This is a genomic window from Rhodococcus sp. 14-1411-2a (assembly GCF_002259485.1).
GTDB lineage: Bacteria > Actinomycetota > Actinomycetes > Mycobacteriales > Mycobacteriaceae > Rhodococcoides.
Window position 1 is genome coordinate 551,088 of record NZ_NPGA01000015.1, and the last position, 24,132, is coordinate 575,219.

The 24,132-nt window shown below is 65.1% G+C and carries 28 protein-coding genes; 23 read left to right on the forward strand and 5 right to left on the reverse strand.

What is annotated here, in order from left to right; translation table 11 throughout:
* Positions 1 to 45: 45 nt before the first annotated feature.
* The gene (locus CH291_RS16320; protein ID WP_094668805.1) at positions 46 to 525 is read right to left on the reverse strand and encodes a PH domain-containing protein; all 480 of its coding nucleotides are present in this window, start codon (positions 523 to 525) and stop codon (positions 46 to 48) included.
* Between the two features lie 187 nt (positions 526 to 712).
* Here CH291_RS16320 and CH291_RS16325 point away from each other — a divergent pair, with 187 nt between their 5' ends.
* The 5 genes from CH291_RS16325 (at position 713) to CH291_RS16345 (ending at position 6,336) form a co-directional block, all read left to right on the forward strand.
* Positions 713 to 3,253 (forward strand): bifunctional FO biosynthesis protein CofGH, encoded by a 2,541-nt coding sequence (locus CH291_RS16325; protein ID WP_256980871.1) that lies wholly within the window; start codon positions 713 to 715, stop codon positions 3,251 to 3,253.
* A 36-nt stretch (positions 3,254 to 3,289) separates the two neighbouring features.
* Positions 3,290 to 4,048: a hypothetical protein gene (locus CH291_RS16330; RefSeq protein ID WP_094688020.1), complete on the forward strand. Its 759-nt coding sequence runs from the start codon at positions 3,290 to 3,292 to the stop codon at positions 4,046 to 4,048.
* A gap of 113 nt (positions 4,049 to 4,161) precedes the next feature.
* The gene (gene fdxA, locus CH291_RS16335; protein ID WP_008714223.1) at positions 4,162 to 4,485 is read left to right on the forward strand and encodes a ferredoxin; all 324 of its coding nucleotides are present in this window, start codon (positions 4,162 to 4,164) and stop codon (positions 4,483 to 4,485) included.
* A 4-nt stretch (positions 4,486 to 4,489) separates the two neighbouring features.
* Positions 4,490 to 5,593 carry a succinyldiaminopimelate transaminase gene (gene dapC / locus CH291_RS16340; protein ID WP_094688021.1) on the forward strand — a complete coding sequence of 368 codons (1,104 nt, stop codon included), beginning with the start codon at positions 4,490 to 4,492 and terminating at the stop codon, positions 5,591 to 5,593.
* Positions 5,594 to 5,718: 125 nt separating this feature from the next.
* Positions 5,719 to 6,336, forward strand: a complete 618-nt coding sequence (locus tag CH291_RS16345; RefSeq protein ID WP_094688022.1) for a LysE family translocator — start codon at positions 5,719 to 5,721, stop codon at positions 6,334 to 6,336.
* 13 nt (positions 6,337 to 6,349) lie between these two features.
* Here CH291_RS16345 and CH291_RS16350 read toward each other — a convergent pair whose 3' ends face one another.
* Positions 6,350 to 6,775: a hypothetical protein gene (locus CH291_RS16350; protein WP_068053020.1), complete on the reverse strand. Its 426-nt coding sequence runs from the start codon at positions 6,773 to 6,775 to the stop codon at positions 6,350 to 6,352.
* 2 nt (positions 6,776 to 6,777) lie between these two features.
* Here CH291_RS16350 and CH291_RS16355 point away from each other — a divergent pair, with 2 nt between their 5' ends.
* The 6 genes from CH291_RS16355 (at position 6,778) to CH291_RS16380 (ending at position 12,516) form a co-directional block, all read left to right on the forward strand.
* The gene (locus CH291_RS16355) at positions 6,778 to 8,193 is read left to right on the forward strand and encodes an acyl-CoA synthetase (protein WP_094688023.1); all 1,416 of its coding nucleotides are present in this window, start codon (positions 6,778 to 6,780) and stop codon (positions 8,191 to 8,193) included.
* Between the two features lie 45 nt (positions 8,194 to 8,238).
* Positions 8,239 to 9,297 carry an ABC transporter substrate-binding protein gene (locus CH291_RS16360; protein ID WP_094688024.1) on the forward strand — a complete coding sequence of 353 codons (1,059 nt, stop codon included), beginning with the start codon at positions 8,239 to 8,241 and terminating at the stop codon, positions 9,295 to 9,297.
* A gap of 71 nt (positions 9,298 to 9,368) precedes the next feature.
* Positions 9,369 to 10,028 (forward strand): SDR family NAD(P)-dependent oxidoreductase, encoded by a 660-nt coding sequence (locus tag CH291_RS16365; RefSeq protein WP_094688025.1) that lies wholly within the window; start codon positions 9,369 to 9,371, stop codon positions 10,026 to 10,028.
* A 190-nt stretch (positions 10,029 to 10,218) separates the two neighbouring features.
* A complete protein-coding gene (locus CH291_RS16370; protein ID WP_094688026.1) occupies positions 10,219 to 10,731 on the forward strand; it encodes an OsmC family protein in 513 nt (170 codons plus the stop codon).
* 4 nt (positions 10,732 to 10,735) lie between these two features.
* Positions 10,736 to 12,034 (forward strand): O-acetylhomoserine aminocarboxypropyltransferase/cysteine synthase family protein, encoded by a 1,299-nt coding sequence (locus CH291_RS16375; protein WP_094629584.1) that lies wholly within the window; start codon positions 10,736 to 10,738, stop codon positions 12,032 to 12,034.
* Positions 12,031 to 12,516, forward strand: a complete 486-nt coding sequence (locus tag CH291_RS16380) for a CoA-binding protein (RefSeq protein WP_094688027.1) — start codon at positions 12,031 to 12,033, stop codon at positions 12,514 to 12,516. Before CH291_RS16375 ends, CH291_RS16380 begins: the two co-directional genes overlap by 4 nt.
* Positions 12,517 to 12,529: 13 nt before the next feature.
* Here CH291_RS16380 and CH291_RS16385 read toward each other — a convergent pair whose 3' ends face one another.
* The gene (locus CH291_RS16385) at positions 12,530 to 13,231 is read right to left on the reverse strand and encodes an SDR family oxidoreductase (RefSeq protein ID WP_068053041.1); all 702 of its coding nucleotides are present in this window, start codon (positions 13,229 to 13,231) and stop codon (positions 12,530 to 12,532) included.
* A gap of 60 nt (positions 13,232 to 13,291) precedes the next feature.
* On the opposite strand from CH291_RS16385, the gene CH291_RS16390 reads away from it, so the two are divergent.
* Entirely contained in the window at positions 13,292 to 13,732 is a 441-nt protein-coding gene (locus tag CH291_RS16390) for a MarR family winged helix-turn-helix transcriptional regulator (protein WP_094629587.1), read from the forward strand.
* Here the strand turns inward: CH291_RS16390 and CH291_RS16395 are convergent.
* Complete coding sequence (locus tag CH291_RS16395) at positions 13,707 to 14,468, reverse strand: SDR family NAD(P)-dependent oxidoreductase (RefSeq protein WP_256980872.1); 762 nt, start codon at positions 14,466 to 14,468, stop codon at positions 13,707 to 13,709. The two genes, CH291_RS16390 and CH291_RS16395, sit on opposite strands and share 26 nt — an antisense overlap.
* 61 nt (positions 14,469 to 14,529) lie before the next feature.
* On the opposite strand from CH291_RS16395, the gene CH291_RS16400 reads away from it, so the two are divergent.
* The 5 genes from CH291_RS16400 (at position 14,530) to CH291_RS27420 (ending at position 17,599) form a co-directional block, all read left to right on the forward strand.
* Positions 14,530 to 15,114 carry a TetR/AcrR family transcriptional regulator gene (locus CH291_RS16400; RefSeq protein WP_094641261.1) on the forward strand — a complete coding sequence of 195 codons (585 nt, stop codon included), beginning with the start codon at positions 14,530 to 14,532 and terminating at the stop codon, positions 15,112 to 15,114.
* Between the two features lie 10 nt (positions 15,115 to 15,124).
* A complete protein-coding gene (locus CH291_RS16405; protein WP_094688111.1) occupies positions 15,125 to 15,556 on the forward strand; it encodes a DUF1810 domain-containing protein in 432 nt (143 codons plus the stop codon).
* Positions 15,557 to 15,566: 10 nt separating this feature from the next.
* A complete protein-coding gene (locus CH291_RS16410; RefSeq protein ID WP_094688028.1) occupies positions 15,567 to 16,022 on the forward strand; it encodes a 6,7-dimethyl-8-ribityllumazine synthase in 456 nt (151 codons plus the stop codon).
* Positions 16,023 to 16,372: 350 nt separating this feature from the next.
* Positions 16,373 to 16,537, forward strand: a complete 165-nt coding sequence (locus CH291_RS26825; RefSeq protein WP_179276569.1) for a hypothetical protein — start codon at positions 16,373 to 16,375, stop codon at positions 16,535 to 16,537.
* A 63-nt stretch (positions 16,538 to 16,600) separates the two neighbouring features.
* Positions 16,601 to 17,599 carry a hypothetical protein gene (locus CH291_RS27420; protein ID WP_373455135.1) on the forward strand — a complete coding sequence of 333 codons (999 nt, stop codon included), beginning with the start codon at positions 16,601 to 16,603 and terminating at the stop codon, positions 17,597 to 17,599.
* Here CH291_RS27420 and dapD read toward each other — a convergent pair.
* Positions 17,519 to 18,472, reverse strand: coding sequence for a 2,3,4,5-tetrahydropyridine-2,6-dicarboxylate N-succinyltransferase (gene dapD / locus CH291_RS16420; protein WP_094688112.1), 954 nt, complete (start codon positions 18,470 to 18,472; stop codon positions 17,519 to 17,521). The two genes, CH291_RS27420 and dapD, sit on opposite strands and share 81 nt — an antisense overlap.
* 211 nt (positions 18,473 to 18,683) lie before the next feature.
* On the opposite strand from dapD, the gene CH291_RS26830 reads away from it, so the two are divergent.
* The 6 genes from CH291_RS26830 (at position 18,684) to CH291_RS16445 (ending at position 24,106) form a co-directional block, all read left to right on the forward strand.
* Positions 18,684 to 18,827, forward strand: a complete 144-nt coding sequence (locus tag CH291_RS26830; protein ID WP_156516329.1) for a hypothetical protein — start codon at positions 18,684 to 18,686, stop codon at positions 18,825 to 18,827.
* Positions 18,828 to 18,873: 46 nt separating this feature from the next.
* On the forward strand, positions 18,874 to 19,818 hold the full coding sequence (locus CH291_RS16425) for an SMP-30/gluconolactonase/LRE family protein (protein WP_094688030.1): 945 nt from the start codon (positions 18,874 to 18,876) through the stop codon (positions 19,816 to 19,818).
* An 11-nt stretch (positions 19,819 to 19,829) separates the two neighbouring features.
* The gene (dapE, locus tag CH291_RS16430) at positions 19,830 to 20,915 is read left to right on the forward strand and encodes a succinyl-diaminopimelate desuccinylase (protein ID WP_094641273.1); all 1,086 of its coding nucleotides are present in this window, start codon (positions 19,830 to 19,832) and stop codon (positions 20,913 to 20,915) included.
* Between the two features lie 10 nt (positions 20,916 to 20,925).
* Positions 20,926 to 21,678 carry a TIGR00730 family Rossman fold protein gene (locus CH291_RS16435; protein ID WP_094688031.1) on the forward strand — a complete coding sequence of 251 codons (753 nt, stop codon included), beginning with the start codon at positions 20,926 to 20,928 and terminating at the stop codon, positions 21,676 to 21,678.
* Positions 21,675 to 22,238 carry a TIGR00730 family Rossman fold protein gene (locus CH291_RS16440; protein ID WP_094641277.1) on the forward strand — a complete coding sequence of 188 codons (564 nt, stop codon included), beginning with the start codon at positions 21,675 to 21,677 and terminating at the stop codon, positions 22,236 to 22,238. The genes CH291_RS16435 and CH291_RS16440 overlap by 4 nt, the downstream gene beginning before the upstream one ends.
* A gap of 92 nt (positions 22,239 to 22,330) precedes the next feature.
* On the forward strand, positions 22,331 to 24,106 hold the full coding sequence (locus CH291_RS16445) for a long-chain-acyl-CoA synthetase (protein WP_068053074.1): 1,776 nt from the start codon (positions 22,331 to 22,333) through the stop codon (positions 24,104 to 24,106).
* Positions 24,107 to 24,132 lie beyond the last annotated feature (26 nt).

A 24,132-nucleotide genomic window follows, 5' to 3' on the forward strand; every position in this document is an offset into this window, starting at 1 on the left:
CCTCGACGGCCAGCAGTTCTGCCTGATCCTGAGGGTCACCAACGGTCACGTTGCGTCTCCGACGGTACGGCCGGCGATGTCGGTGAGTCGCGCGACCGTCTTGTCCGCGACTTCCTGGTCGAGCGCCGTGATCTTCACCGCGCCGGCAGAGGACGCCGTCGTGACCGTGACCGTGGCCAACCCCAGCAGGCGATCGAGAGGTCCGCGCTCGGTGTCGACGGTCTGTACCCGCGAGATCGGTGCGATGCGTCGCTCCTGGCTCAGCCAGCCGGTGCGGGTGTAGACCGCGGTGTCACTGATCTCCCAGCGATGCACGCGATACCGCCACTGGGGCACGATCGCGATGTGCAGCACAGCGAGCACGACCGAGGCGACGAAGACGGCCACATGCGGCCAGGTCGTCCAATTCGAGTCGACGATTGCCCACACGATCTGGGCGACGAAGATCGGTACCCACAGCAGACCGGCACTCAGAGCCCAGAGCAGACGTGCGCGCGGAGACGGTTGCCACTGTGGATCGGTCATCGTTGTCACGGGTACAAACCTATGGGTGTCGTTTGGTATCCACCACCCCGGAGCCTGCGGAACGACCCGAGTAGCCGGGAGTGGAGTCTGCGGAATGACCTAGCAAGCCGGGAGTGGAGCCTGCGGAACGACCCGAGTAGGGGAGGGGCGGGTGGCACGTGCGTACCAGGAAGCGCATGATCGACTGGTGACTTCGTTGCCTGACACCGCTCCAGCTGCTTCTGCCATGCGCCGCGTTCTGCGTCGTGCCCGGGACGGAGTCTCGTTGAACGTCGACGAGGCGACGGTTCTGCTGTACGCGCGTGGGGACGATCTGGTGGATCTGATGGCGTCGGCTGCGCGGGTTCGTGATGCGGGTCTCGAGTCGGCGGGGCGTCCGAAGACGGTGTCGTACTCGCGAAAGGTGTTCGTACCCATCACCCGGTTGTGCCGCGACAAGTGCCACTACTGCACGTTCGTTACGGTCCCGGGCAAGCTCAACGCTTCCGGGCACGGGATGTTCATGGATCCCGACGAGATCATCGACGTCGCCCGCAAGGGTGCCGCGCTGGGCTGCAAGGAAGCACTGTTCACCCTCGGCGACCGGCCGGAGGAGCGGTGGCCCGAGGCCAAGGCGTGGCTCGACTCGCGCGGCTACGACTCCACGCTCGACTACGTGCGCGCCATGTCGATCAGGGTGCTCGAGGAGACCGGTTTGCTGCCGCACCTCAATCCCGGTGTGATGTCGTGGCAGGAACTCTCGCGCCTCAAGCCGGTCGCTCCGTCGATGGGGATGATGCTCGAGACCACCTCGCGTCGGTTGTTCGAGGAGAAGGGGCAGGCGCACTACGGCAGTCCGGACAAGGATCCCGAGGTTCGCCTGCGCACGCTGACCGACGCGGGACGGCTCAACATTCCGTTCACGACCGGCATTCTGGTCGGTATCGGCGAGACGCTGCGTGACCGCGCCGAGTCGATCATGGCAATTCGCAAGGTGCACAAATCTTTCGGGCACGTGCAAGAAATCATCGTGCAGAACTTCCTGGCCAAGTCCGATACCGCGATGCGGTCCGTTCCCGACGCCGGTCTCGAGGAATTCCTGGCGACGATCGCGGTGACGCGGATGGTGGTCGGCCCGTCGATGCGGATTCAGGCTCCGCCGAACCTGGTGGCAGCGGAGGAGACCGCAGCGTTGCTGGGCGCAGGCGTCGACGATTGGGGCGGGGTCTCGCCTCTGACCCCCGATCACGTCAATCCCGAGCGGCCGTGGCCGAACCTCGACACCCTGGCGGAACTTTCCGACAAGGCGGGCTACCGCTTGGTGGAACGTGTTGCAGCGCAGCCGCAGTACGTCCTCGCCGGTGCTCCGTGGATCGATCCGCGGATATCGGCGCACGTGCGGGCGCTGGCCGATCCCGAAACCGGCATGGCGCGCGAGAACGTGAACCCGACGGGGCTGCCGTGGCAGGAGCCGGACGAGGAGTGGGAGTCCTCGGGCCGCGTCGACCTGAACACCGAGATCGACACCCAGGGGCGTAACACCGAGACGCGTTCGGATTTGGCGAATGCGTTCGGCGACTGGGATTCGATCCGCGAGCAGGTGCGTGATCTCGCGGGCCTCGAACGGGTGGACCGGGACCTGGTCTCGGCGTTGACGGCTGCGGAGAAGGACCCGGCCGGGTTGTCCGACGAGCAGTACCTCGCGCTCGCGACCGCCGAGGGCCCGGGAATGGACGCTGTCGCTGCCCTCGCCGACGATCTGCGCAAGCAGGTCAACGGAGACACCGTCACCTACGTGGTGAACCGGAACATCAACTTCACCAACATCTGCTACACCGGCTGCCGTTTCTGCGCGTTCGCTCAGCGCAAGGGTGACGCCGACGCATTCACGTTGTCCACCACCGAGGTCGCCGATCGGGCGTGGGAAGCGCACGTCGTCGGGGCCACCGAGGTGTGCATGCAGGGCGGGATCGACCCCGAACTGCCGGTGACGGGTTACGCCGATCTGGTTCGCGCGGTCAAGGCCAAGGTGCCGTCGATGCACGTGCACGCCTTCTCTCCGATGGAGATCGTCAACGGGGCATCGCGGGGCGGTCAGTCGATCCGTGAGTGGCTCACCGAACTCCGGGCCGCGGGGCTGGACTCGATCCCGGGAACGGCCGCGGAGATTCTCGACGACGAGGTCCGCTGGGTACTCACCAAGGGCAAGCTGCCCGCGGCCGAGTGGATCGAAGTGATCACCACCGCGCACGAGGTCGGTCTGCGGTCGAGTTCGACGATGATGTACGGCCACGTCGACAATCCGTCGCACTGGGTCGGCCATCTGAACGTGCTCAAGAAGATCCAGGACAAGACCGGTGGGTTCACCGAGTTCGTGCCGCTGCCGTTCGTGCACCAGTCCTCGCCGCTGTATCTGGCCGGGGCCTCGCGACCCGGCCCGACCAACCGGGACAACCGCGCCGTGCATGCTTTGGCCCGGATCATGCTGCACGGCCGAATCGACAATATTCAGACCTCATGGGTGAAATTGGGAATCACGGGTACACAGGCGATGCTGAACGGGGGCGCGAACGATCTGGGCGGGACCCTGATGGAGGAGACGATCTCACGCATGGCGGGTTCGCAGAACGGTTCGGAGAAGACCGTTGCGGAACTGCACGAGATCGCCGACGGCATCGGACGACCGGTTCGTCAGCGCACCACCACGTACGGCCCGGCTCCGGCGGTGTCCGTTGCCGGCCTGATCTGACCCTCGGGGTCACTCTCGAAATGGAGCTTGTCTGACATGGACGACCGTCGCGTCGCCGCGGTGCTGAGCAGTGCCGTCGCCATCATCCATCCCGTGCTCGACATCCTCGCGACACGCGACCCGATAGGGCTCAAGGGCAGGACGTTCCGCGAGTCCTCTGCGGATGATTCGACCCTCGACAACGTCATCGATTTCCTCGCGAAGGCCTTCGACACCACCGACTTCCCGGGCACCGCAGGCTGGGAGAAGCTCGGCAGTGACGCTCGGTCGCAGTGGTGGGTCAATCGCATCGGAGCTCTCAACACCGTTGCCGTCGCGTTTCCCGGTGTGTTCGGCATCCTGGTCAACCGCCTGCCGATCCAGGATCTGCTCGGGTTCGCCAACCAGGCGATGGTGCTCGTCGCCGTGGCCCGTGAATCAGGGGTGACCGACCGCGAGACGCATGTGGCGCTACTTGGTTCGGTGCTGTGCAAGCGCGACCTGACGGCCCTGGCCGACAGTGCTCCGGCGAAGAAGGAAGAGTCCCCCAAGTCGGGTCCGTTCGCGCTGCTGCGCGGCATGTGGCAGATCGCCAACGTGCTGCGCGACGTCGCAGGCGAGCTGGAGAAGCGTCCGCATCCTCGTGGCATCTACCGCGTGCTCGGTGCCATCCCGGTCGTCGGTGGTGTCGCCGGATACTTCGGCGAGCGAGGCGCGCTCTCTCGTGCCGCCAAGCAGGGCCGCAAGTGGCTTGCGGCCCACAAGAAAGCCTCGAACCTCGGGGCCGACTCGCCCGCGAAGCAGCTGCGGCGATAGCCGATCGAGCCAGGTGAGGTCACCCTGGTCGGTTTGCTCCAGGTTCGGACCGCGATACTAGGATGCTCAGGGCGCGCGAGCGCCCACGATCGATACAGGAGGGGAGAGCAGCAGTGACCTACTCGATTGCAGAACCGTGCGTAGATGTACTGGACAAAGCGTGCATCGAAGAGTGCCCGGTGGATTGCATCTACGAGGGTAACCGAATGCTGTACATCCACCCCGACGAATGCGTCGACTGCGGAGCCTGCGAGCCCGTGTGCCCCGTCGAGGCCATTTTCTACGAGGACGACGTGCCCGAGCAGTGGAGCGCATACGTCGGTGCCAACGTCGACTTCTTCGACGACCTGGGATCTCCAGGCGGCGCTGCGAAGCTCGGCAAGACCGACTACGACCCGCCGTTCATCAAGGCTCTGCCTCCCATGGGCGAGAACTGACGCCTTGGCACGCAGAGCGGTGGCAGCGGCGCTGCCCGATTTTCCATGGGACTCGTTGACCGCTGCCAAGGAGAAGGCGTCGGCGCACCCGGGCGGCATCGTCAACCTGTCGGTGGGTACACCGGTGGATCCGGTTGCGCAGGTGATCCGTACGGCCTTGAATTCCGTTGCGGGCGAGCCCGGTTACCCCACCACGGTCGGTACCGTCGCGTTGCGCGAGGCCGCGGTGGCCGCGCTCGAGCGTCGGTACTCGATCACCGGTCTCTCGCCCGACGCGGTGCTCCCGGCCATCGGCACCAAGGAAATGATCGCCTGGCTGCCGACGCTGCTCGGCCTGGGAGCCGACGACCTGGTTGTCATTCCCGAATTGGCCTACCCCACTTACGAAGTGGGGGCACTGCTGGCGGGCGCGCGAATTCTGCGAGCCGACGGGCTGTCGCGTCTGGGCCCCGAGCGGGCGTCGCTGATCTTCGTCAATTCACCGTCCAACCCGTCCGGCAAGGTGCTCGGAGTCGAGCATCTCCGCAAAGTCGTCGAGTGGGCCCGCGAGCGTGACGCCATCGTCGTCTCGGACGAGTGCTACCTGGGACTGACCTGGGACGCCGAAGCGGTCTCCGTGTTGGATCCGCGCGTGTGCGACGGCGATCACACCAATCTGCTTGCGGTGCACTCGCTTTCGAAGACCTCGAATCTGGCCAGCTACCGCGCCGGCTTCGTCACCGGCGACGCATCCCTGGTTGCCGAGTTGCTCGAGGTACGCAAGCACGCGGGCATGATGGTGCCGTTGCCGATCCAGGCCGCCATGACCGCCGCACTGGCCGACGACGAACACGAGAACATCCAGCGCGAGCGTTACCGATCACGCAGGACTGTATTGAAGGAAGCCGTCGAAGCAGCCGGATTCACCGTCGACCACTCCGAGGCCGGGCTGTACCTGTGGGCGACGCGGGGCGACGCGTGCCGCGACACCGTCGACTGGCTCGCCGAACGCGGCATCCTCGCTGCACCGGGAGAGTTCTACGGTCCGAACGGTGGACAGCACGTGCGCATCGCACTCACGGCCACGGACGAACGCATCGAGGCTGCGGCGGATCGCCTGCGCGGGTAGTCGGGTTTCTCTGGTGCGCCGAGTGTCCACTATTCGGTTCGGCGAACGGGATTCCGCTTCTCGATGAGAATTGTGGACACTCACGTCAGTTGGACCCAACTCGAACCGGGTGTTCTCATGTACCCATGACCCTCAGCCTGCTGCTCAGCTTCGCCGGTGTGTGCTTTCTGCTGGCGATTCTGCCCGGGCCCGATTCGTTTCTGGTGCTGCGTTACAGCATCGGCGGTCTCAAGCCCGGGATCGCGGCGGCGATGGGCGTCGCGATCGGTGGACTGTTCTGGGCGGTGCTGGTAGCCGTCGGGCTGGCGGCGATCGTCGAGCAATCCGCGACCGCGTATCGCGTCGTCCAGATTCTCGGCGGACTGTATCTGCTGTACCTGGGCGTGAAGGCTTTCCGTGCCCGACGGAAGAACAAGGTGGCCGGTGAGCCGCTGGTGCCTGTCGCTGCGTCTGCGTGGTCGGCGTTCGGCGCCGGAGTTCTCTCGTGCGCGCTCAATCCCAAGGTCGGGCTGTTCTACCTCGCAGTGGTGCCGCAGTTCCTCACTGTGGTCACCTTCACCGGTGCCATGACGCTCGGGCTGGTCGAGGTGGTGGTGGCCGCTCTGGTGATGGGAGTGTTCTCCGTTCTCGCCTCACGTGCGGTGGCTCTGCTGAGCAGGCCCGCGGTGACCGACTGGCTGGACCGCATCAGCGCCGGATTCCTGGTCGCGCTCGGCATCGGAACTGTCGGGTCCGCCGCCTAACGGAGCGCGCCGATCACGGCTCGAGGTCCGGCTCGCCCACGTCCCAGCCGCCGCGTCGGATGCGCAGGATGTAGACCAGTTCGTTGCTGCCGAACGCTTCGACGGTGGTGAAGCGTTTGGGCTCCGTGTTGACCTCGGGATTGCGTGCGTGCGCTTCCTCGTAGAGCTGAGTGGCTCGAAGATCGGCCAACTCCACACGGGTCCAGAAGTCGTCGGACTGCACCGAGTAGACCAGCCTGGGCGCGCCGTCGGTGACGTGTGCGATGTCGATGTCGTCATCGTCGGAATCGGAGTCCTCGAGGTCCAGGTCGAGGTCGTCCTGGGAATCGGTGTCCTGCTCGGCGTCGGTTCCGATCAGATAGACACCCGCCTGCAGGTCACCGGCGGCGACCGTCATGTACTCGGCGTAGTCGCCGGTGTCGATTCCGTCCACGTCCATGTATGTACGGTAGCCATGTGCTGCTTCGTTCACTGAACCCACTCGCCGTTGCGCGGGGAGACGACATTCCCGACGCCATCACGATCGACGGAGTCTCGCTCTCCCGTGCCGACATCCTGGGCGCGGCGACGTCCGTGGCCGAACGCATCTCGCGTGCCGACCGACTGGCGGTCTACGCGACGCCGTCGGTGAAGACGGTGCTCGCTGTTGTGGGTGCACTCATCGCCGGTGTCACCGTGGTGCCGGTTCCGCCCGACGCCGGGGTGGCCGAACGTGAGCACATCCTCCACGACTCGGGCGCGCAGGCGTGGCTCGGTGAAGCGCCGCCGGACACCTCCGGACTCGAGGTCCTGCCGGTGCGTCAGCATGCACGGTCGTGGCACAGCTACCCCGAACCGCAACCGTCCTCGGTCGCGTTCGTGCTCTACACCTCCGGTACCACCGGCCCGCCGAAAGGCGTGTTGATTTCTCGCAGTGCCATCGCGGCCGGGCTCGACGCGTTGGCGCAGGCCTGGGCCTGGACATCGAGAGACACTGTGGTGCAGGGACTTCCGTTGTTCCACGTGCACGGTCTCATCCTCGGCGTCCTCGGCCCCCTGCGAGTGGGCAGCCCGCTGATCCACACCGGGAAGCCGACGCCGGAGCTCTACGCGGCAGCGCGCGGATCCCTGTACTTCGGGGTGCCGACCGTATGGTCGCGTGTCGCCGCGGACCAGGCGTCGGCCCGCGCCCTTGCCGGTGCCCGACTGCTGGTTTCCGGTAGTGCGCCGCTCCCGGTCCCGGTGTTCGAGAAGCTACGTGAACTCACCGGCCAGGCCCCGATCGAGCGATACGGCATGAGTGAAACCCTCATCACCATCAGCACCCGCGCCGACGGGGAGCGTCGAGCAGGCTCGGTGGGACTGCCGGTCGCAGGCGTCGAGACCCGGCTGCGCGGTGAGAAGGGTGAAATCCTGCCGCACGACGGCGAATCCATCGGAGCGTTGCAGATCCGCTGCCCCATGCTGTTCGACGGCTACCTGAACAACCCGGACGCGACGGCGAAGACCTTCACCGAGGACGGGTGGTTCGACACCGGAGACGTCGCTCTCATCGAGCCCGACGGCTTCCACCGAATCGTGGGACGAGCCTCGACCGATCTGATCAAGTCCGGCGGCTATCGCGTCGGCGCAGGGGAGATCGAGACGGTGTTGCTGGGGCATCCGAGCGTCGACGAGGTGGCCGTGGTCGGTGTGCCCGACGACGACCTCGGCCAGCGCATCGTGGCGTACGTCGTCGGCACCGATGTGGAGGATCGGGTGCTGATAGATCTGGTGGCCACCGAGCTCTCGATTCACAAGCGGCCCCGCGAGATTCGAGTGGTCGACTCTCTCCCACGCAACGCGATGGGCAAGGTCCAGAAGAAGTTGCTCGGCTGACAACCCCTTGACGCCATAGGTTAGGCATGCCTATTGTTTCCGGTCATGACCGCACCTGCGCGTGAATCGGCCGCCGCTTTCGCTATCGGAGCACACCGACCGGAGGCAACCATCATCGAGGCGGCGACGCGTCGTGAGTTCCTCATCGGCAGCGTTGCCCTCGCTGCGTTGATCGCCGGCTGCGGTAGCGGTGAGGAGCAGGCCACGGGCGACGGGACGGCAGGGGACGGCTATCCCCGCACGATCGTCGACGATGCGGGTGAGTCCGTCGTGATCGACCGTCGACCACAGCGGGTTGCCTGTGTGGCCAACCTGTGGGATCTCGATACGGTACTTGCGCTCGGGGTCGTCCCCGTGCAGTTCGGGGTGCGCGAGGGCTTCGCCGAGATGATCGGCGCACCGAACAGATCATGGGAGTGGCACGAGAACGCCCTCGCCGAACTCGGTGGGACGAGTGAGCGGATCTCCCTCGGTGAGTCGATCGACACCGAGCGCATCGCAGCCGCCCAACCCGATCTCATCATCGGCGACGACGGGGTGGCCGATTCCCGTTCTCAGCTCGAATCGCTTGCCCCGGTGGTGCAGATCGCGTCGTTCGATTGGCGGGCCAACCTCGAGCTGATCGGCGACGCACTCGACCGGCGAGATCGCGCCGACGAGCTCATCGCGGACACCGACGCCAGGATGTCCGCCGCGCTCGAAGGGCTCGACGTCGGCGGTGCCACCGTCGGCTTGATCGCCGCCTACGACACGTCCATGTTCTACGGGCTCGGTCACGAGTCGATCCCCGCCGTCGATCTGTTCCGGCGAGCCGGGTTCACGACGGTCGCCGCACTGTCCGACGGAGCGACAGCCGACGCCCCGCGTCCCGAATTTTCCGCCGAGAACGCCGACGTCCTCGCCGACGCCGATGTGCTCGTCGTGTTCGACTTCGGCTCGGCCGGAATCGTCGAGACCGGACTGTTCACGTCGTTGCCGAGCGTCGCAGCGGGCCGGGTGGTGGTGCTCGAACAAGGTGAAGTGGCTCAGGGCTTCTCGACGTTGAGCCCGCTCAATCTCGACCTCTGCATCGACGTGGTTCGCCGCGCGGCCGAACTGCTGTGAGTACACGCCCCGGGCAACGTCGTTCGGCCGGTCGTCAGCGAGCGTTCGAGTAGGCGGTTAGCCTCGAAATCATGACCTCTCTCGACGGCGCACGCATTCTCGTATTCGGTGCCAGTGGCGGTCTCGGCGGTCCGATCGTCGAGCAGCTCGCGAAGGCCGGGGCTCGGTTGACTCTGAGCGGCCGGAGCATCGAGTCGGACCATCACACGGTGGACGCCGATCTGACGCTGCCCGATTCGGCCCGATCGGTGGTCGCGGAGGCCGTCGAACGCCACGGCGGATTGGACGGAATCGTCATCGCCGCAGGCGTTGTGGCGTTCGGACCGGTGACCGAGGTGGACGACGACACCGTCGACGAATTGCTGCTGCTGAACTATCTGGCACCGCTACGCGTGCTTCGAGAAGCACTGACCACGCTGGACCAAGGCGGGTTCGTGCTCAACATCAGTGCAGTCGTGGCCGACAAGCCGATGCCGAACATGGGTGCCTATTCGGCGAGCAAGGCAGCGGTGAGCGCGCTGCTGAAAAGTGTTCGTACAGAAGCGCGGAAGTCGAAGATCAGGATCGTCGACGTGCGTCCGCCGCACACCGAGACGGGGCTTGCGACGCGGCCGATCGCCGGGCAGGCACCGAAACTACCGCAGGGTCTGACGCCGGATGCGGTGGCAGCACGTATCGTCGCGGCGATCACCGACGACGAGACCGATGTCGGCGCGGATCAGTTCTCGTAAGCTATTGTCGGCATCGTGACCGAGACACACGTGACCGACGCAGCCAGAAGGCTCGTGCGTCGTCGCACCATCGACTTCGGTCTCGTCTGCACTTCTTCCTGTTCGTAGCTGTCGATCGAACCCATCCCCGACGAGCATTTCGCGCTCCTCGGGTAGTTCCGGCAACCCTCGAATCGAACAGGAATTCTCCATGACCACTTCTGTGTCCCACATCGGCGGCGTCATCGCTGCCTCCGACGATGCCGTGCAGGCCGACGCCAAGAACGCCCACGCGGTGTTCCGTGCCTCCGCCACCGCGCACGATGCCGTCGCCAGCACCGTCACCCTGGGCAAGTTCAGCGTCGAGGTCGACGAGCCGCCCGCCCTCGGCGGTGAGAACAAGGCCGCCAACCCGGTCGAGTACTACCTGGCTTCGCTGCTGTCCTGCCAGGTGGTCACCTACCGCGTTTGGGCCGAGAAGCTCGGTATCGTCGTCGACGACATCAAAGCCAAGGCGGAGGGTGACCTCGACGTTCGCGGATTCTTCGGTTTCGACGACAACGTCCGTCCCGGATTCGGTGAGGTGCGCGTCGTCGTGACCGTCACCGGTCCCGAGAGCCGGGAGCGGTACGAGGAGCTGCAGAAGGCCGTCGACGACCACTGCCCCGTGCTGGATCTGACGCGCAATCCCACCCCGATTCACACCGTTCTCGAAACGGCCTGATGTCATGAGCGAACGGACATTCGGCCTGCGTACCAGAGCAATTCACGCCGGAGCGAGACCGGATCCTTCCACCGGTTCGCGTGCTGTGCCCATCTATCAGACGGCCAGCTACGTGTTCGAGAATTCTGCGGACGCAGGCGATCTGTTCGCTCTGCAGAAGTACGGCAACGTCTACAGCCGCATCGGCAACCCCACGGTCGCCGCCTTCGAGGAGCGCATCGCGAGCCTCGAAGGCGGCATCGGGGCGGTGGCGTTCGCCAGTGGGTTGGCGGCCGAGTTCGCAGTGTTCGCTGCGCTTGCCGGCACCGGCGACCACATCGTTGCCGCGGCCGGGCTCTACGGCGGCACGGTGACCCAGCTCGACGTCACGCTGCGTCGCTTCGGCGTCGAGACCACATTCGTTCCCGGTACCGATCCTGCGGATTACGCAGCAGCGGTGACGGATTCGACCAAGCTGATCTACGCGGAGATCATCGGCAATCCGTCGGGGGAGATCGCCGACCTCGAGGGTCTCGCCGCCGTGGCCCACGATCACGGAATTCCGTTGGTGATCGACGCGACGATGGCGACGCCGTGGCTGAGCAGGCCGATCGAATTCGGTGCCGACATCGTGATCCACTCGGCCACCAAGTTCCTCGGTGGTCACGGATCGACGCTCGGGGGAGTGGTGGTCGAATCCGGGCGATTCGATTGGGGCTCGGGCAAATTCCCGCAGATGACGGCCCCGGTGGATTCGTACGGCGGTCTGTCGTGGTGGGGGAACTTCGGCGAATACGGCTTTCTGACCAAGCTGCGCAGCGAGCAGTTGCGCGACATCGGTGGCGCACTCGCACCGCAATCGGCATTCACGTTGATCCAGGGAGTGGAGACGCTGCCGCAACGCATGGACGCGCACGTCGCCAATGCTCGGGTGGTCGCCGAGTGGCTCGAGGCAGATCCCCGGATCGAGTACGTGAGATGGGCCGGGCTGCACAGTCACCCACACCACGACCGAGCAGCGAAGTACCTCCCCACCGGTCCCGGCGCGGTGTTCGCTTTCGGAATCGACGGTGGCCGCGAGGCCGGGCAGGCGTTCGTCGAGAGCGTCCAGGTCGCCAGCCACGTCGCCAACATCGGTGACGTGCGCACGCTGGTTATCCACCCGGGCAGCACCACGCACCGACAACTGACCGACGAGCAACTGCGCGGAGCAGGTGTCGGTCCCGAGCTGATTCGTATCAGCGTCGGCCTCGAAGACGCCGAGGACATTCTGTGGGACCTGGATCAGGCCCTGACACTGGCAACAGGAAAGGCTCGGTCATGAGCGAACGCACCTGGCAGGGCCCGTCCGCGCCGCAGCGGCAACGCATCCTGCGAGAGACGAAGACCGTCGCGATCGTCGGTGCGTCGAAGAACCCCTCGCGGGCAAGCTACTTCGTCAACCGATACCTCTCGTCGACGAGCAACTACGAGATCTTTCTGGTGAACCCGACGGTCACCGACATCGAAGGAACGACGGTCTACCCCACACTCGCGGACCTACCGAAGCCGCCGGATCTGGTCGACGTGTTCCGCAAGTACGACGACCTTCCTGCAGTGCTTTCGGAAACCATTGCAGCGCAGGCGAAGACGATCTGGCTTCAATTGGGGCTGTGGCACGAGCAGGTGGCCCAGGACGGCGAGGCAGCGGGATTGAACGTCGTCATGGATCGGTGCCTCAAGATCGAACACGCCCGATTCCACGGGGGATTGCACCTGGCCGGATTCGATACGGGAGTGATCGATTCGCGTCGGACACGGGGGTAGGCGCGCGTACGCCTCACCACGTGAGGACGGTGTTGTCCTCGAAAACCAGTCCGGTTGGTCCGTCGGCGTCGAGGGTGGCGAGTCGAATCGCCACGGCCGCACCCTCGTCCGGCGATCGCGTTCCGCGGAATCCATTGAAGTCGGTGGCGACGTGCCCAGGAGCTGCTCCGTTGACCTTGATCGGGGTATCGGCAAGGTCTCGGGCGTAGTGGACGGTGAGGGCGTTCAGAGCGGTCTTCGAGCTCGAATACGCCATCGATGGCGTGCCCACCCATGCGCCGTCCTCGCCGATGGAACCGCGCTTGCTGGTGACGTTGACGATCCGACCGGCCGGGGACTCTCTCAGTAGCGGCAGGAATGCGTTGGTCACATCGACGACGGCGAAGACGTTGACGTCGTAAACCTTTCGCAGATCCGACGAATTCTCCTCGATAGGGCGGTGATAGCCGACGTTGATGCCTGCGTTGTTGATCAGAGCGTCGAGGTGGCCCACTTCGGTGTCGATGTGTCGGACGGCCTCGTCGATGTCGTCGGCCGAGGTGACATCGAGCCGAATCGGGCGTACGTCTCCGTCGATCCCGGTGGCCGCGGTGACGCCCCCGGCGAGATCTCGCGAGCCCAGATAGACGACAAACCCCTGGGCGGCGAGGCCGCGGACGATGGCAAGGCCGATGCCTCGGTTGGCACCCGTGACCAAAGCAGTGTGTGTTGTCATATCAACACCATGCACCCGGTTGTGTTGTCATGTCAACAGGTCGGTGGATAGGGTGGCGCAATGACGCTGTTGAACGAATCCGAGATGGCCCTGTGGCACGCGTGGAAGCGGGCGCAGGACGCCGTATGGACTCGCGTCACCGCGGAGATCGCGGACAGAACTGGCTTGTCGGATCAGGACTTCGCGGTTCTGACCCGAGTGCACGAAATAGGGCATGGGGTGCTGCGACAGAGCGCATTGGCGGCGTTGCTCGAGTGGCATCGCAGTCGGCTGTCGCATCATCTGACCCGAATGGCCGACCGCGGACTGATCACTCGTCGTCCGGTCGACGGGGGAGTGGAGGTAGTTCTCACCGAGGTGGGGCGCGACGCCGTCGTGCGCGCGCGGCCCGTTCACGCGGAGGCGGTCAGACGGTATCTGCTCGACGCGATTCCGGCTTCCGAGCGAGTGGTGTTCGAGCGCATCCTTGCCGGCCTCATGCTTTCAGCAGGCGACCACTGATCACGGTGGCCAGTGCACGTGGAGCAAAACGGACGCTGCCGGCGCTGATCTTGTTGGACAGGCCGGACACGATGCTGGCGGGGGTGCGGCGAGAGTCCAACGCGCGCAGAGCCGTCGCGACCACTTGCTCGGAGGTCTGGAAGTTGCCCACCGCGGCGTCCTCGGATCCGACGACGTCGAAGAACTCGGTGCGGGTAGGGCCGGGGGAGAGCGCGAGAATCTTCAGCAGCGAGGCGCGGTGCTCGAAGGCCAGCGCTTCGGTGAAGTTCAGGACGAATGCCTTCGTTGCGCCGTAGACGGCCATGTTGGGTGTGGGTTGGTACGCGGCGGTACTCGCGACGTTGATCAGTGCGCCGGTCAGGTTCGGCAGGAATGCGTGAGTGAGGTCGACCAGCGCACTGATGTTGAGGGCGATCTCTGCGGCCGCGCGCTTCGGATCCTCGTCGGCGAACTTCCCGTGCGTGCCGAAGCCTGCGTTGTTGATCAGTGTGGTGGGTGTGATTCCCCTGTCCGCCAATGTGGTTCGAAGGGTTTCGCCGATGCCGGGGACGCCAAGATCCATGGCTACGACGGTGGCCGTCACCCCGTGATCGGCTTCGATGCGCCGTGCCAGGGCGTTCAGTCGATCGGTGCGTCGCGCCACGAGGACGACGTTCTCGCCGCGTGCGGCGAAGCGGGTGGCGAATTCCTCGCCGAGCCCCGAACTTGCTCCGGTGATGAGCGCTGTGGAAGTCATGGCCGCCAATGTAGGCAGTGTCAGCATTGTTGTCAACGCCAACATCACCTAGGGTGAGGGCATGGCAACGCAGCGCTACCACCATGGCGACCTGCGCGCGGTGTTGCTCGACGAGGCCGAACGGAGCATCGCGCACGGCGGGGTCGACGCGTTGTCGCTTCGGCAGCTGGCCAGAGACGTCGGCGTCAGTCACGGTGCCCCGGCGCGCCACTTCCGCGACAAGCAGGCGCTGCTGGATGCATTGGCGCTGCACGGATTCGAGGAATTGAATCGCCGGATGGTCGCAGCGGCAACGGGACCCGGTGAGCTGATGGCCAGGTTCCGTGGCGTCGCCCGTGCCTACCTCGGATTCGCCGTCGAACACCCGGAGTTGCTGGACGTCATGTACAGCACCAAGCACCACCCCGACGCCAGTGAGAAGCTGAAAAGCGTTGCGCACGAGAGTATGACCGCCACCGAGGCTTTGCTGAAGGAGGCGATGGCGGCCGGTGTGATCACCGAGGCTCCACCCGAGATACTCGCGCGCGTCGCTTTCGCGAGCGTGCACGGACTCGCGATGCTGGCCACCGGCGACCTGCTCGACGGCGTCCCGACCGAGGATCTGCTCGACGCCACAGTCGACACTCTGCTGCGCGGGTTCACCTAAGTTGAACGGCATGACCGAATACGACCTGCAACGCTTCGTCGATGCTCAGGACCCTGTCTGGACCGCGGTGACGAAGGAACTGAAAGCAGGGCGAAAGCAGACACACTGGATGTGGTTCGTGTTCCCGCAATTGGCCGGATTGGGGCGCAGTGCGACTGCCCAACACTTCGGCATCGCCGATCTGACCGAGGCGGAGCTGTACCTGTCCCACGAAGTATTGGGTCCGCGCCTGAAGAAGGCGGCCCGGCTTGTGGTGGCTGTCGAGGGGCGGACCGTCGACGAGATCTTCGGTTATCCCGACAACCTGAAGCTGCATTCGTCCATGACGCTTTTCGCCGAAGCTACCAAGGGGCCGTCCGTATTCGGCGAAGTGTTGCAGAAGTATTTCGCCGGTGAATTCGATGGCCCGACACTCGACTTGCTCGACGAGCGATACCGCTAGCATCGCACTCATGACCACTCCACTCGCCGGATCCATTGCTTTCGTCCACGCCAGCTGGCACCTGGACATCGTCGATCGCGCGCGGGTGGGATTCGCCGCCGAACTGGAGAAGCTCGGACAGGCCGAGACGCCGCTCGACGTGTTCGAGGTGCCCGGGGCCTTCGAGATCCCACTGCATGCACAGCGGTTGGCCAAGACGGGCAAGTACGCCGCAATCGTCGCCGCTGCGCTGGTGGTCGACGGCGGAATCTACCGACACGATTTCGTCGAAACAGCGGTCATCGACGGCCTGATGCGAGTGCAGCTGGACACCGACGTGCCGGTGTTCTCGGTAGTGCTGACACCACACCACTTCCACGAACACGCCGACCACACAGCCTTCTTCACCGCGCACCTGGAGAAGAAGGGTGCCGAGGCTGCACGCGCAGTGGTGAAGACTCTGGCGTCGCTGGGGACCATCGGCTGACGCTGGTCCGAGCCTCCGATATCGATAGCGACGGAAGGCCGGTTCGACGCCGACTGGGAGGCCAGCGGGTTCGAGCTACGGGAAGTTGCACCCGAGAACTTCCTGCTGACGTACACCCTGCTGCTCGACGACCGGCTCACCCGCAGGGTCACGGTGTGGCAGCGAAGTAACGATGCATGGAAGATTCTCTACCACCAAGGAACTGTGGTGGTCGACCGTGAATCGTGAAGAATGAGTCGGCTCCTATCACACGCCTCCGACAGGTTTGATTCTCGAATCCTTGTGCAGGGCAATAGTTTTCGATTGCACTATGGTTGTCAGTCGAACGCGCGTTCGATACACTTGATTCCATGACCACGGAGATCTGGCAACTGAGCGAGAGCGAACTCCTCGCCGACGCCGCCGCGGTCTCCCACCGAATCCAGTTGTTGGAAGCCCGGCGGATCGCCCTCGTCGCCGAGATCGACACCCGCGTGAGCCGGGAGAAACTCGGCTTCCCCGGACCCGCCGGCTGACTGACCTCCACCACCCTGCTCTCACCGTCCAAAGCAACCAAGATCGTCGCCCTCGCCCGCGGCATGGCTGCGTTTCCCGACATCGCCGACGCCGTCAACACCGGCGTCATGACCATCGACCACGCCGCCCTGATCCTCACCTTCGCCGAAACACCTCCCGGAAAAGGGTCGCGATGCCGCGCGCGCCGCCTTGATCAAAGCTGCGACAGGGCCCGACGCGCGCACCGGCCGGATCCGAGCAGCGATCACCAGACTCGAAGACAGCTTCGGCAGCAAGAAACCACCCGCCGAGAACACCGACCGCAACGAACTCTTCGCCTCCACAACCCTCAACGGGCGGCTGGTACTCAAAGGAGACTTCGATGCTGTCACCGGCGAGAAACTGCTCACTGCGCTCTCCCCGTTGACCGAACCCCACCCGCCGCCGACGGCAGCCAAGACGATCGCAGCCCCGCCAGGCGCAGAGCCGACGCCTTCGGGCAGATCCTCGACCACTACCTCGCCTCCAGTGACCGCCCCATCGAAGGCGGAGAGCGCCCGCACCTGAACCTGCACATCCGGTTGCAGGACCTCACCGACCTCCAGAACTACGGAGGCGAAGACGACATCACCGACGACGAAACCTCAGGCGCAGCAACAGAATCCGACACCGTCACAGCCGATCCAGTCGACATCAACACCCGACGGCGGCCCCACCGACATGAACAATCTGGTTCTGTTGTGCGGGTTCCACCACCGCCTCATGCACCACTCCGATTGGGAAGTGTTCATCGGCACCGACAACCACCCGTGTGGGGGCACCTCCCGCTTGCGGGGGCTCGTACCACCCGCCACCGTCGACCCCTATCGACAACCCAGACCATCACACGCCCGCGCAGGCCCCCACATCGCGTGAGCCCCAGGAAAGACACCAGCCCCGCACCGAGAACACGGTGCGGGGCTGGAAGAGATTGTTCGACAGGCCGATTGGGGTGGAGCAAGCTAGTCGTTGGCGTGCAATGCCGCGTTCAGTTCGACGCCGGTGCCCTTCCACGGCACCACCTCGACAGCACCCGACAGTGAGTTGCGACGGAACAGCAGGTTCGACTTGCCGGACAACGTGGCAGCCTTCACCACTGTCCCATCCGGACCGCTCACCTTCGTGCCGGCGGTGATGTAGAGCCCGGCCTCGACGACGCAGTCGTCACCGAGCGAAATGCCGAGCCCGGAGTTCGCGCCCAACAGGCAGCTCTTACCGACGGAGATGACGTTCTTGCCGCCACCGGAGAGCGTGCCCATGATCGACGCACCGCCACCCACGTCGGAACCGTCGCCCACCACGACACCCGCGGAGATACGTCCCTCGACCATCGAGTTGCCGAGCGTGCCGGCATTGAAGTTGACGAAGCCCTCGTGCATGACCGTCGTCCCGCTGGCCAGGTGCGCGCCGAGACGAACGCGGTCGGCGTCGGCGATACGAACTCCGGTGGGAACGACGTAATCGACCAGGCGCGGGAACTTGTCGACTCCGTACACGGTCACCGGACCGCGGGCGCGCAGCTTTGCGCGCACCGTCTCGAAACCGTCCACCGCAGCGGGCCCGAAGTTGGTCCACACCACGTTGGCCAGCAGACCGAACACTCCGTCGAGGTTCTGCCCGTGCGGCTGAATCAACCGGCGCGACAGGAGATGCAGTCGCAGATACGCATCGTGGGCGTCGATCGGGGCGTCGTCGAGCGAGGCGACGCTGGTGCGCACTGCGACGACCTCGACGCCGCGCGCCTCGTCCGGTCCGACGAGAGCGGCCAGCTCCTCGGGGACGTCCGAACCCTCGAGCCGGGTGGTGCCGGTCTCGAAGCCCGACCCGAGCTCCGGGCTCGGAAACCAGGTGTCGAGAACAACGCCCGACGTCGTGATGTTGGCTATTCCTACTGCTGATGCTCCATGTGCGCTCACGGGACGAAGAATACGCGGTGGGCCGAATGCGGTGGGCTCGGCAACCGGCTCCGGTCGGCGACTGTTCTGCACACGGTCTCGGGCGTGCGGATTGCGGGAACACCTCGATTCGGGTGCTGCGTCGGTTCGTTATCGGTTCGACTGCCGAGCGTGATCGCATCGGGATGCAGGCCGACGAATCGGCGGCAGGGGAGCTGACAGAGTGTGTCCGGTGATCACTCGTACCGCCTCCCGTAGCCGTGGCGCGACCTCGGTGATGGCGGGCAGTGTGTCCTTCACCGGGTTGGTGACCACCCTGGCGACGACGATCGTGCTCGGAGTCGCGCTGGGTTTGGTTGTCACAGGCGCGTGGTAGACATCGTCATCGGCTGACAGGGGGTCGCCGAGGCTGGGGGAGTGCCATGAATTCGAGCAAGTCCGCGCGCGTGCGTTCGGTCGTCACGGCTATTGCTGCCGCTGTGGTGGTGTCGAGCGGTGTCGTCCTCGGCTCCGGCACCGCAGCCGCAGATCCCGATTGCGCCGGAGCAGGCGGGCCGTCGGCAGTGGTCGCACGAATCCCGGGGTCAGCTCTGGAAGGACTGGCAGTCGACGCGTCGGGCCGCGCCTACGTCACCGACATCGTCTCCGGCCGGGTATACCGCATCGACGCGCCAGGACAGACCGCCTATCCCATCGCGACGGTTCCCAGTGGTGGCGGTGGCGCTCTGGCCTGGATGCCCGACGGCACCCTGCTGGTCGGCTACGGAGCCGACACTCGCGTCTTCGTCGGAGACATCGTCAGGGCCGCGGGGATCGTTCGACTCGACGTGAACACACTCACTGTCACTCCGTTCGCGTCCGGTCTGAGCGCGGCCAACGGCCTTGCCGTTGCCGCCGACGGAACGGTGTACGCCACCAACGACTTCGGCTCGCTGATCGGCCGGATCGGCCCCGACGGCTCGGTCGACCCGGCGTGGGCGAGCTTCCCCAGTGCCAACGGCGCGGTGCTCGACGCCGCCGATCGGTACCTGTACGTCTCGCGGACTTTCGTGAACCCGGGCGTCAGCCGGATCCCGATCGCCGACCCCTCGGCACCGGAAAGTGTTCTCGACCTGTCGGGACTCGACGGCTTCGCGGCTCCGGACGGGCTCACCCTCGACGATGCGGGACGCCCGGTGGTGCCGCTCAACGCAGGCGGCTCCGTCGTCCGCATCGATGCGCCGGGGGCGACATGTGTCATCGGCACCGGTACGCGGTTGACGAGCGTCGTGGCCTACGGACGTTCCGACCAGGGCTTCTCGAGCGGAAGATTGTTCGGTGCCGGCTTCGACGGCGTGGTCCGCGAGATTCCGGGATCCACGGCCTAGAGTTTTCTCCCGTGACGCTCGAACTGCATGCCGACCCGATAGACCTCACCGCGGCACTGGTGGACATCCCCAGTGTCAGTGAGGACGAATCGCGCATCGCAGACGAGGTGGAGCAAGCGCTTCGCGAGCAGACGACGGGCTTCGAGATCATCCGCAGCGGCAACGCCGTGCTGGCCCGGACGAACCGCGGACTCGCATCGAGGGTGATGCTCGCGGGTCATCTCGACACGGTTCCCATCGCAGACAACGTGCCGTCGAGGCGCGAGCACGACAGCGCCGAGGGCGACATTCTGCACGGGTGCGGAACCGTCGACATGAAGTCGGGTGACGCGGTGTTCCTGCACCTCGCCGCCACGATCGACAACCCTGCGCACGATCTGACCCTGGTGTTCTACGACTGCGAGGAGATCGCGGCCGCGCGGAACGGACTGGGCCGGATCGAACGCGAACTCCCCGAATGGCTCGCTGCCGACGTCGCGATCCTCGGCGAACCGTCCGGCGGATTCATCGAGGCGGGTTGCCAAGGGACGCTGCGGGTTCGGCTGACGGCGTCGGGAACACGGGCTCACAGTGCCCGATCCTGGTTGGGCGACAATGCAATTCACAAATTCGGTGCGGTCCTCAATCGACTCGCCGCGTATCGCGCGCGCACAGTCGATATCGACGGCTGCGTGTATCGCGAAGGGCTGCAAGCAGTCCGGATCTCCGGTGGGGTCGCGGGCAATGTTGTTCCCGACGCAGCCGAACTCGACGTCAACTTTCGCTTCGCGCCGGATCGCAACGTCGACGACGCCGTCGAACACGTTCGTGAGGTCGTCGAGGGACTGGATCTCGGCTTCGAGGTCACCGACTCGTCGCCCGGAGCACTTCCCGGTTTGAACCGACCCGCAGCGTCCGCTCTCATCGAGGCAGCGGGCGGACAGTTCCGGGCCAAATACGGCTGGACGGACGTCTCCCGCTTCTCGGCGCTCGGGATCCCGGCGGTCAACTACGGACCCGGCGACCCCAATCTGGCCCACAAGCGCGACGAACGCGTACCCGTCGAGCAGATCACCCACGTCACACAGGTTCTCCGGAGCTACCTCTCTGCCGGATAGCCTGAACGCCATGAACAGCGTTGAAGGACACGGCAGCGAGAAGCCGGCCAAGCACAAGGGATCCGTAGTACTTCGGCGTGGCCGGAACACCGAGACCTCCACTTCGGATCAACGGCTGCTCGACGAGCGAGGGCCAGGAAACTGGATTCACTCCGACACCTGGCGAGTGCTGCGCATCCAGAGCGAATTCGTCGAGGGATTCGGTGCGCTGGCCGAGGTCCCGAAGGCCGTGACCGTGTTCGGTTCGGCGCGCACCCCCGTCGACCATCCCGAGTACGAGCGCGCCCGGCAACTCGGAGCCGCTCTCGCGAAGGAGGGCTTCGCTGTCATCACCGGCGGCGGTCCCGGGGCGATGGAAGGGGCCAACCGCGGTGCGAGCGAGGCCGACGGCTACTCGATCGGGCTCGGCATCGAGCTGCCGTTCGAGCAGGGCCTCAACGAGTGGGTCGATCTGGGCGTCAATTTTCGCTACTTCTTCGTGCGCAAGACCATGTTCGTGAAGTACTCCCAGGCGTTCGTGTGCCTTCCCGGCGGTTTCGGTACTCTCGACGAACTCTTCGAGGCGCTGACCCTGGTGCAGACCGCCAAGGTCACGAAATTCCCGATCGTGTTGCTGGGCAAGGACTTCTGGTCTGGATTGCTCGAATGGATAAAGACGACTCTCGTGAAAGAAGGCAAGGTGTCCGAGAAGGACCTCGACCTCATCCACTGCACCGACAGCGTCGACGAGGCTGTCCGGATCGTCCGCGAGGCCCAGCAGTGAGCGAGCGAGCATCGACCGAACGCGCGCTCAGCGTCTGCGTTTACTGCGCGTCGGGTCCCGTGGACTCTTCGTTCATCGACCTGGCCGGTGAGGTCGGCACCGAGATCGGTCGGCGAGGCTGGCAGCTCGTCTCGGGCGGCGGGAACGTCTCGATGATGGGCGCGGTCGCCGCGGCAACGCGAGCAGCGGGCGGCAATACGGTCGGCGTGATTCCGAAAGCACTCGTGCACCGTGAGGTCGCCGATGTAGACGCCGACGAGCTGATCGTCACCGACACGATGCGTGAGCGGAAGAAGATCATGGAGGACCGCGCCGACGCGTTCATCACCTTGCCCGGTGGGATCGGGACGTTGGAGGAGCTGTTCGAGACATGGACGGCGGGCTACCTGGGCATGCACAGCAAGCCGATGGTGATGCTCGATCCATTCGGACATTTCGACGGCATGATGCAGTGGATAGAAGGTTTGCGAGAGACCGGATTCGTCCAGCAACGCGCCCTGGACGCCCTGGTCAGAACGTCGACCGTCGATGCAGCACTGGATGCCTGCGCAACGTTGTGACAGGTCACCAAGCGCGGCCACGAAGTGAGATGCTCAAAGTTGTTACTCTCAAGTAGGGTAAGAAATCTCACATCGTCTTCAAAGGGGAGTTCATGGCTGTCGATGCCCGTCAGAAAATTGGAGTGACCGACCTCGCGGTCGCGTTGCCGAAAATGGTGACGGAGGTGCCTAGTCTGCTCAAGGGCCTGGCGGGATTCACCCGCAAGCCCGACCACAAAGCGTCGATCGGTCAGGTCTTCCAGGACGCCGCCGCGAAGAACAGCGACCGTCCGTTCGTGCGGTTCGAGGGCGAATCGATCACCTATCGGGACGCGAACGAACTCGTCAACCAGTACGCGGCGGTGTTCGCGGACCACGGGGTGAAGCGCGGCGACGTCGTCGGCATTCTCAGCAAGAACAGGCCGGAGGCACTGTTCGCCGCGCTCGCTACCGTCAAGCTCGGTGCCACGGCGGGAATGCTGAACTACAACCAGCGCGGTGACGTGCTCGAGCACAGCCTCGGCATTCTCGACGCGAAGGTCCTCGTGCTGGACGAGAGCGCACAGGAAGCTCTCGATTCGCTCGACGGGGAGCCGAAGGTCGGAGCAGTACTGCCGCTGAAGAAGCTGGCCGAGCTCGCGGCGACGGCGTCGACGGCCAATCCGAAGGTCACCGCCGAGATCCAGGCCAAGGAGAAGGCGTTCTACATCTTCACCTCGGGCACCACCGGCATGCCGAAGGCCAGCCTGATGAGCCACTTCCGCTGGCTCAAGTCGATGTCCGGTCTGGGCAACATGGGTGTGCGGCTGCGCAGCAACGACGTCATCTACTGCTGCCTGCCGCTCTACCACAACAATGCGCTGACGGTGACGCTGTCCTCGGTGCTCGCAGGCGGCGCGACGATGGCCATCGGCAAGCAGTTCTCGGTGAGCAACTTCTGGGACGACATCCGGCTCAACAAGGCCACCGCGTTCACCTACATCGGTGAGCTGTGCCGCTACCTGCTGACACAGCCGGAGAAGCCTTCCGATCGGGACAACTCGGTCAAGCTGATCGTCGGCAACGGACTGCGCCCGGAGATCTGGGAAGAGTTCACCCAGCGATTCGGCATCTCCCGCGTTGCCGAGTTCTACGGTGCCAGCGAGTGCAACATCGCATTCATCAACGCCCTGAACATGAAGAAGACCGCAGGCGTCTGCCCGTTGCCGTACGCCGTCGTCCAGTACGACGAGGAGTCCGGCAAGGCCAAGCGCGGCCAGGACGGCAAGCTCCGCAAGGTCGGCAACGGCGAGGTCGGACTGCTGCTGTCCAAGGTCACCGACCGAGCACCGTTCGACGGCTACTCCGACGACAAGGCCACCGAGAAGAAGCTGGTGCGCGACGGATTCAAGGACGGCGACGCTTGGTTCGACACCGGCGACCTGGTCCGCAAGCAGGGCTTCATGCACGTCGCGTTCGTCGACCGCCTCGGTGACACCTTCCGCTGGAAGGGCGAGAACGTCGCGACCACACAGGTCGAGGGAGCCCTGGGTGGGCACTCGTCGATCGACGGTGCCGTCGTGTACGGCGTCGACATCGAGGGAACCGACGGCAAAGCAGGCATGGCTGCGGTGACGCTGCGCGAAGGCGAGACCTTCGACGGCAAGACGATGGCCGAGCACCTCTACGACAAGCTCCCGACGTACGCGGTGCCCCTCTTCGTCAGGGTCGTCGAGAGCCTCGAGCAGACGTCGACGTTCAAGAGCCAGAAGGTGGCCCTGCGAAAGCTCGGCTACGAAGAGGACAGCGACAGCGACCTGTACGTGCTGCGTGGCAAGTCCGGTGGCTACGAGAAGGCGTACGACGGTTACGTGGCCGAGGTCGCCGCAGGCAAGGCACCCAAGGGCTGAGCACTCGAAATATGCCCACGTGCCAC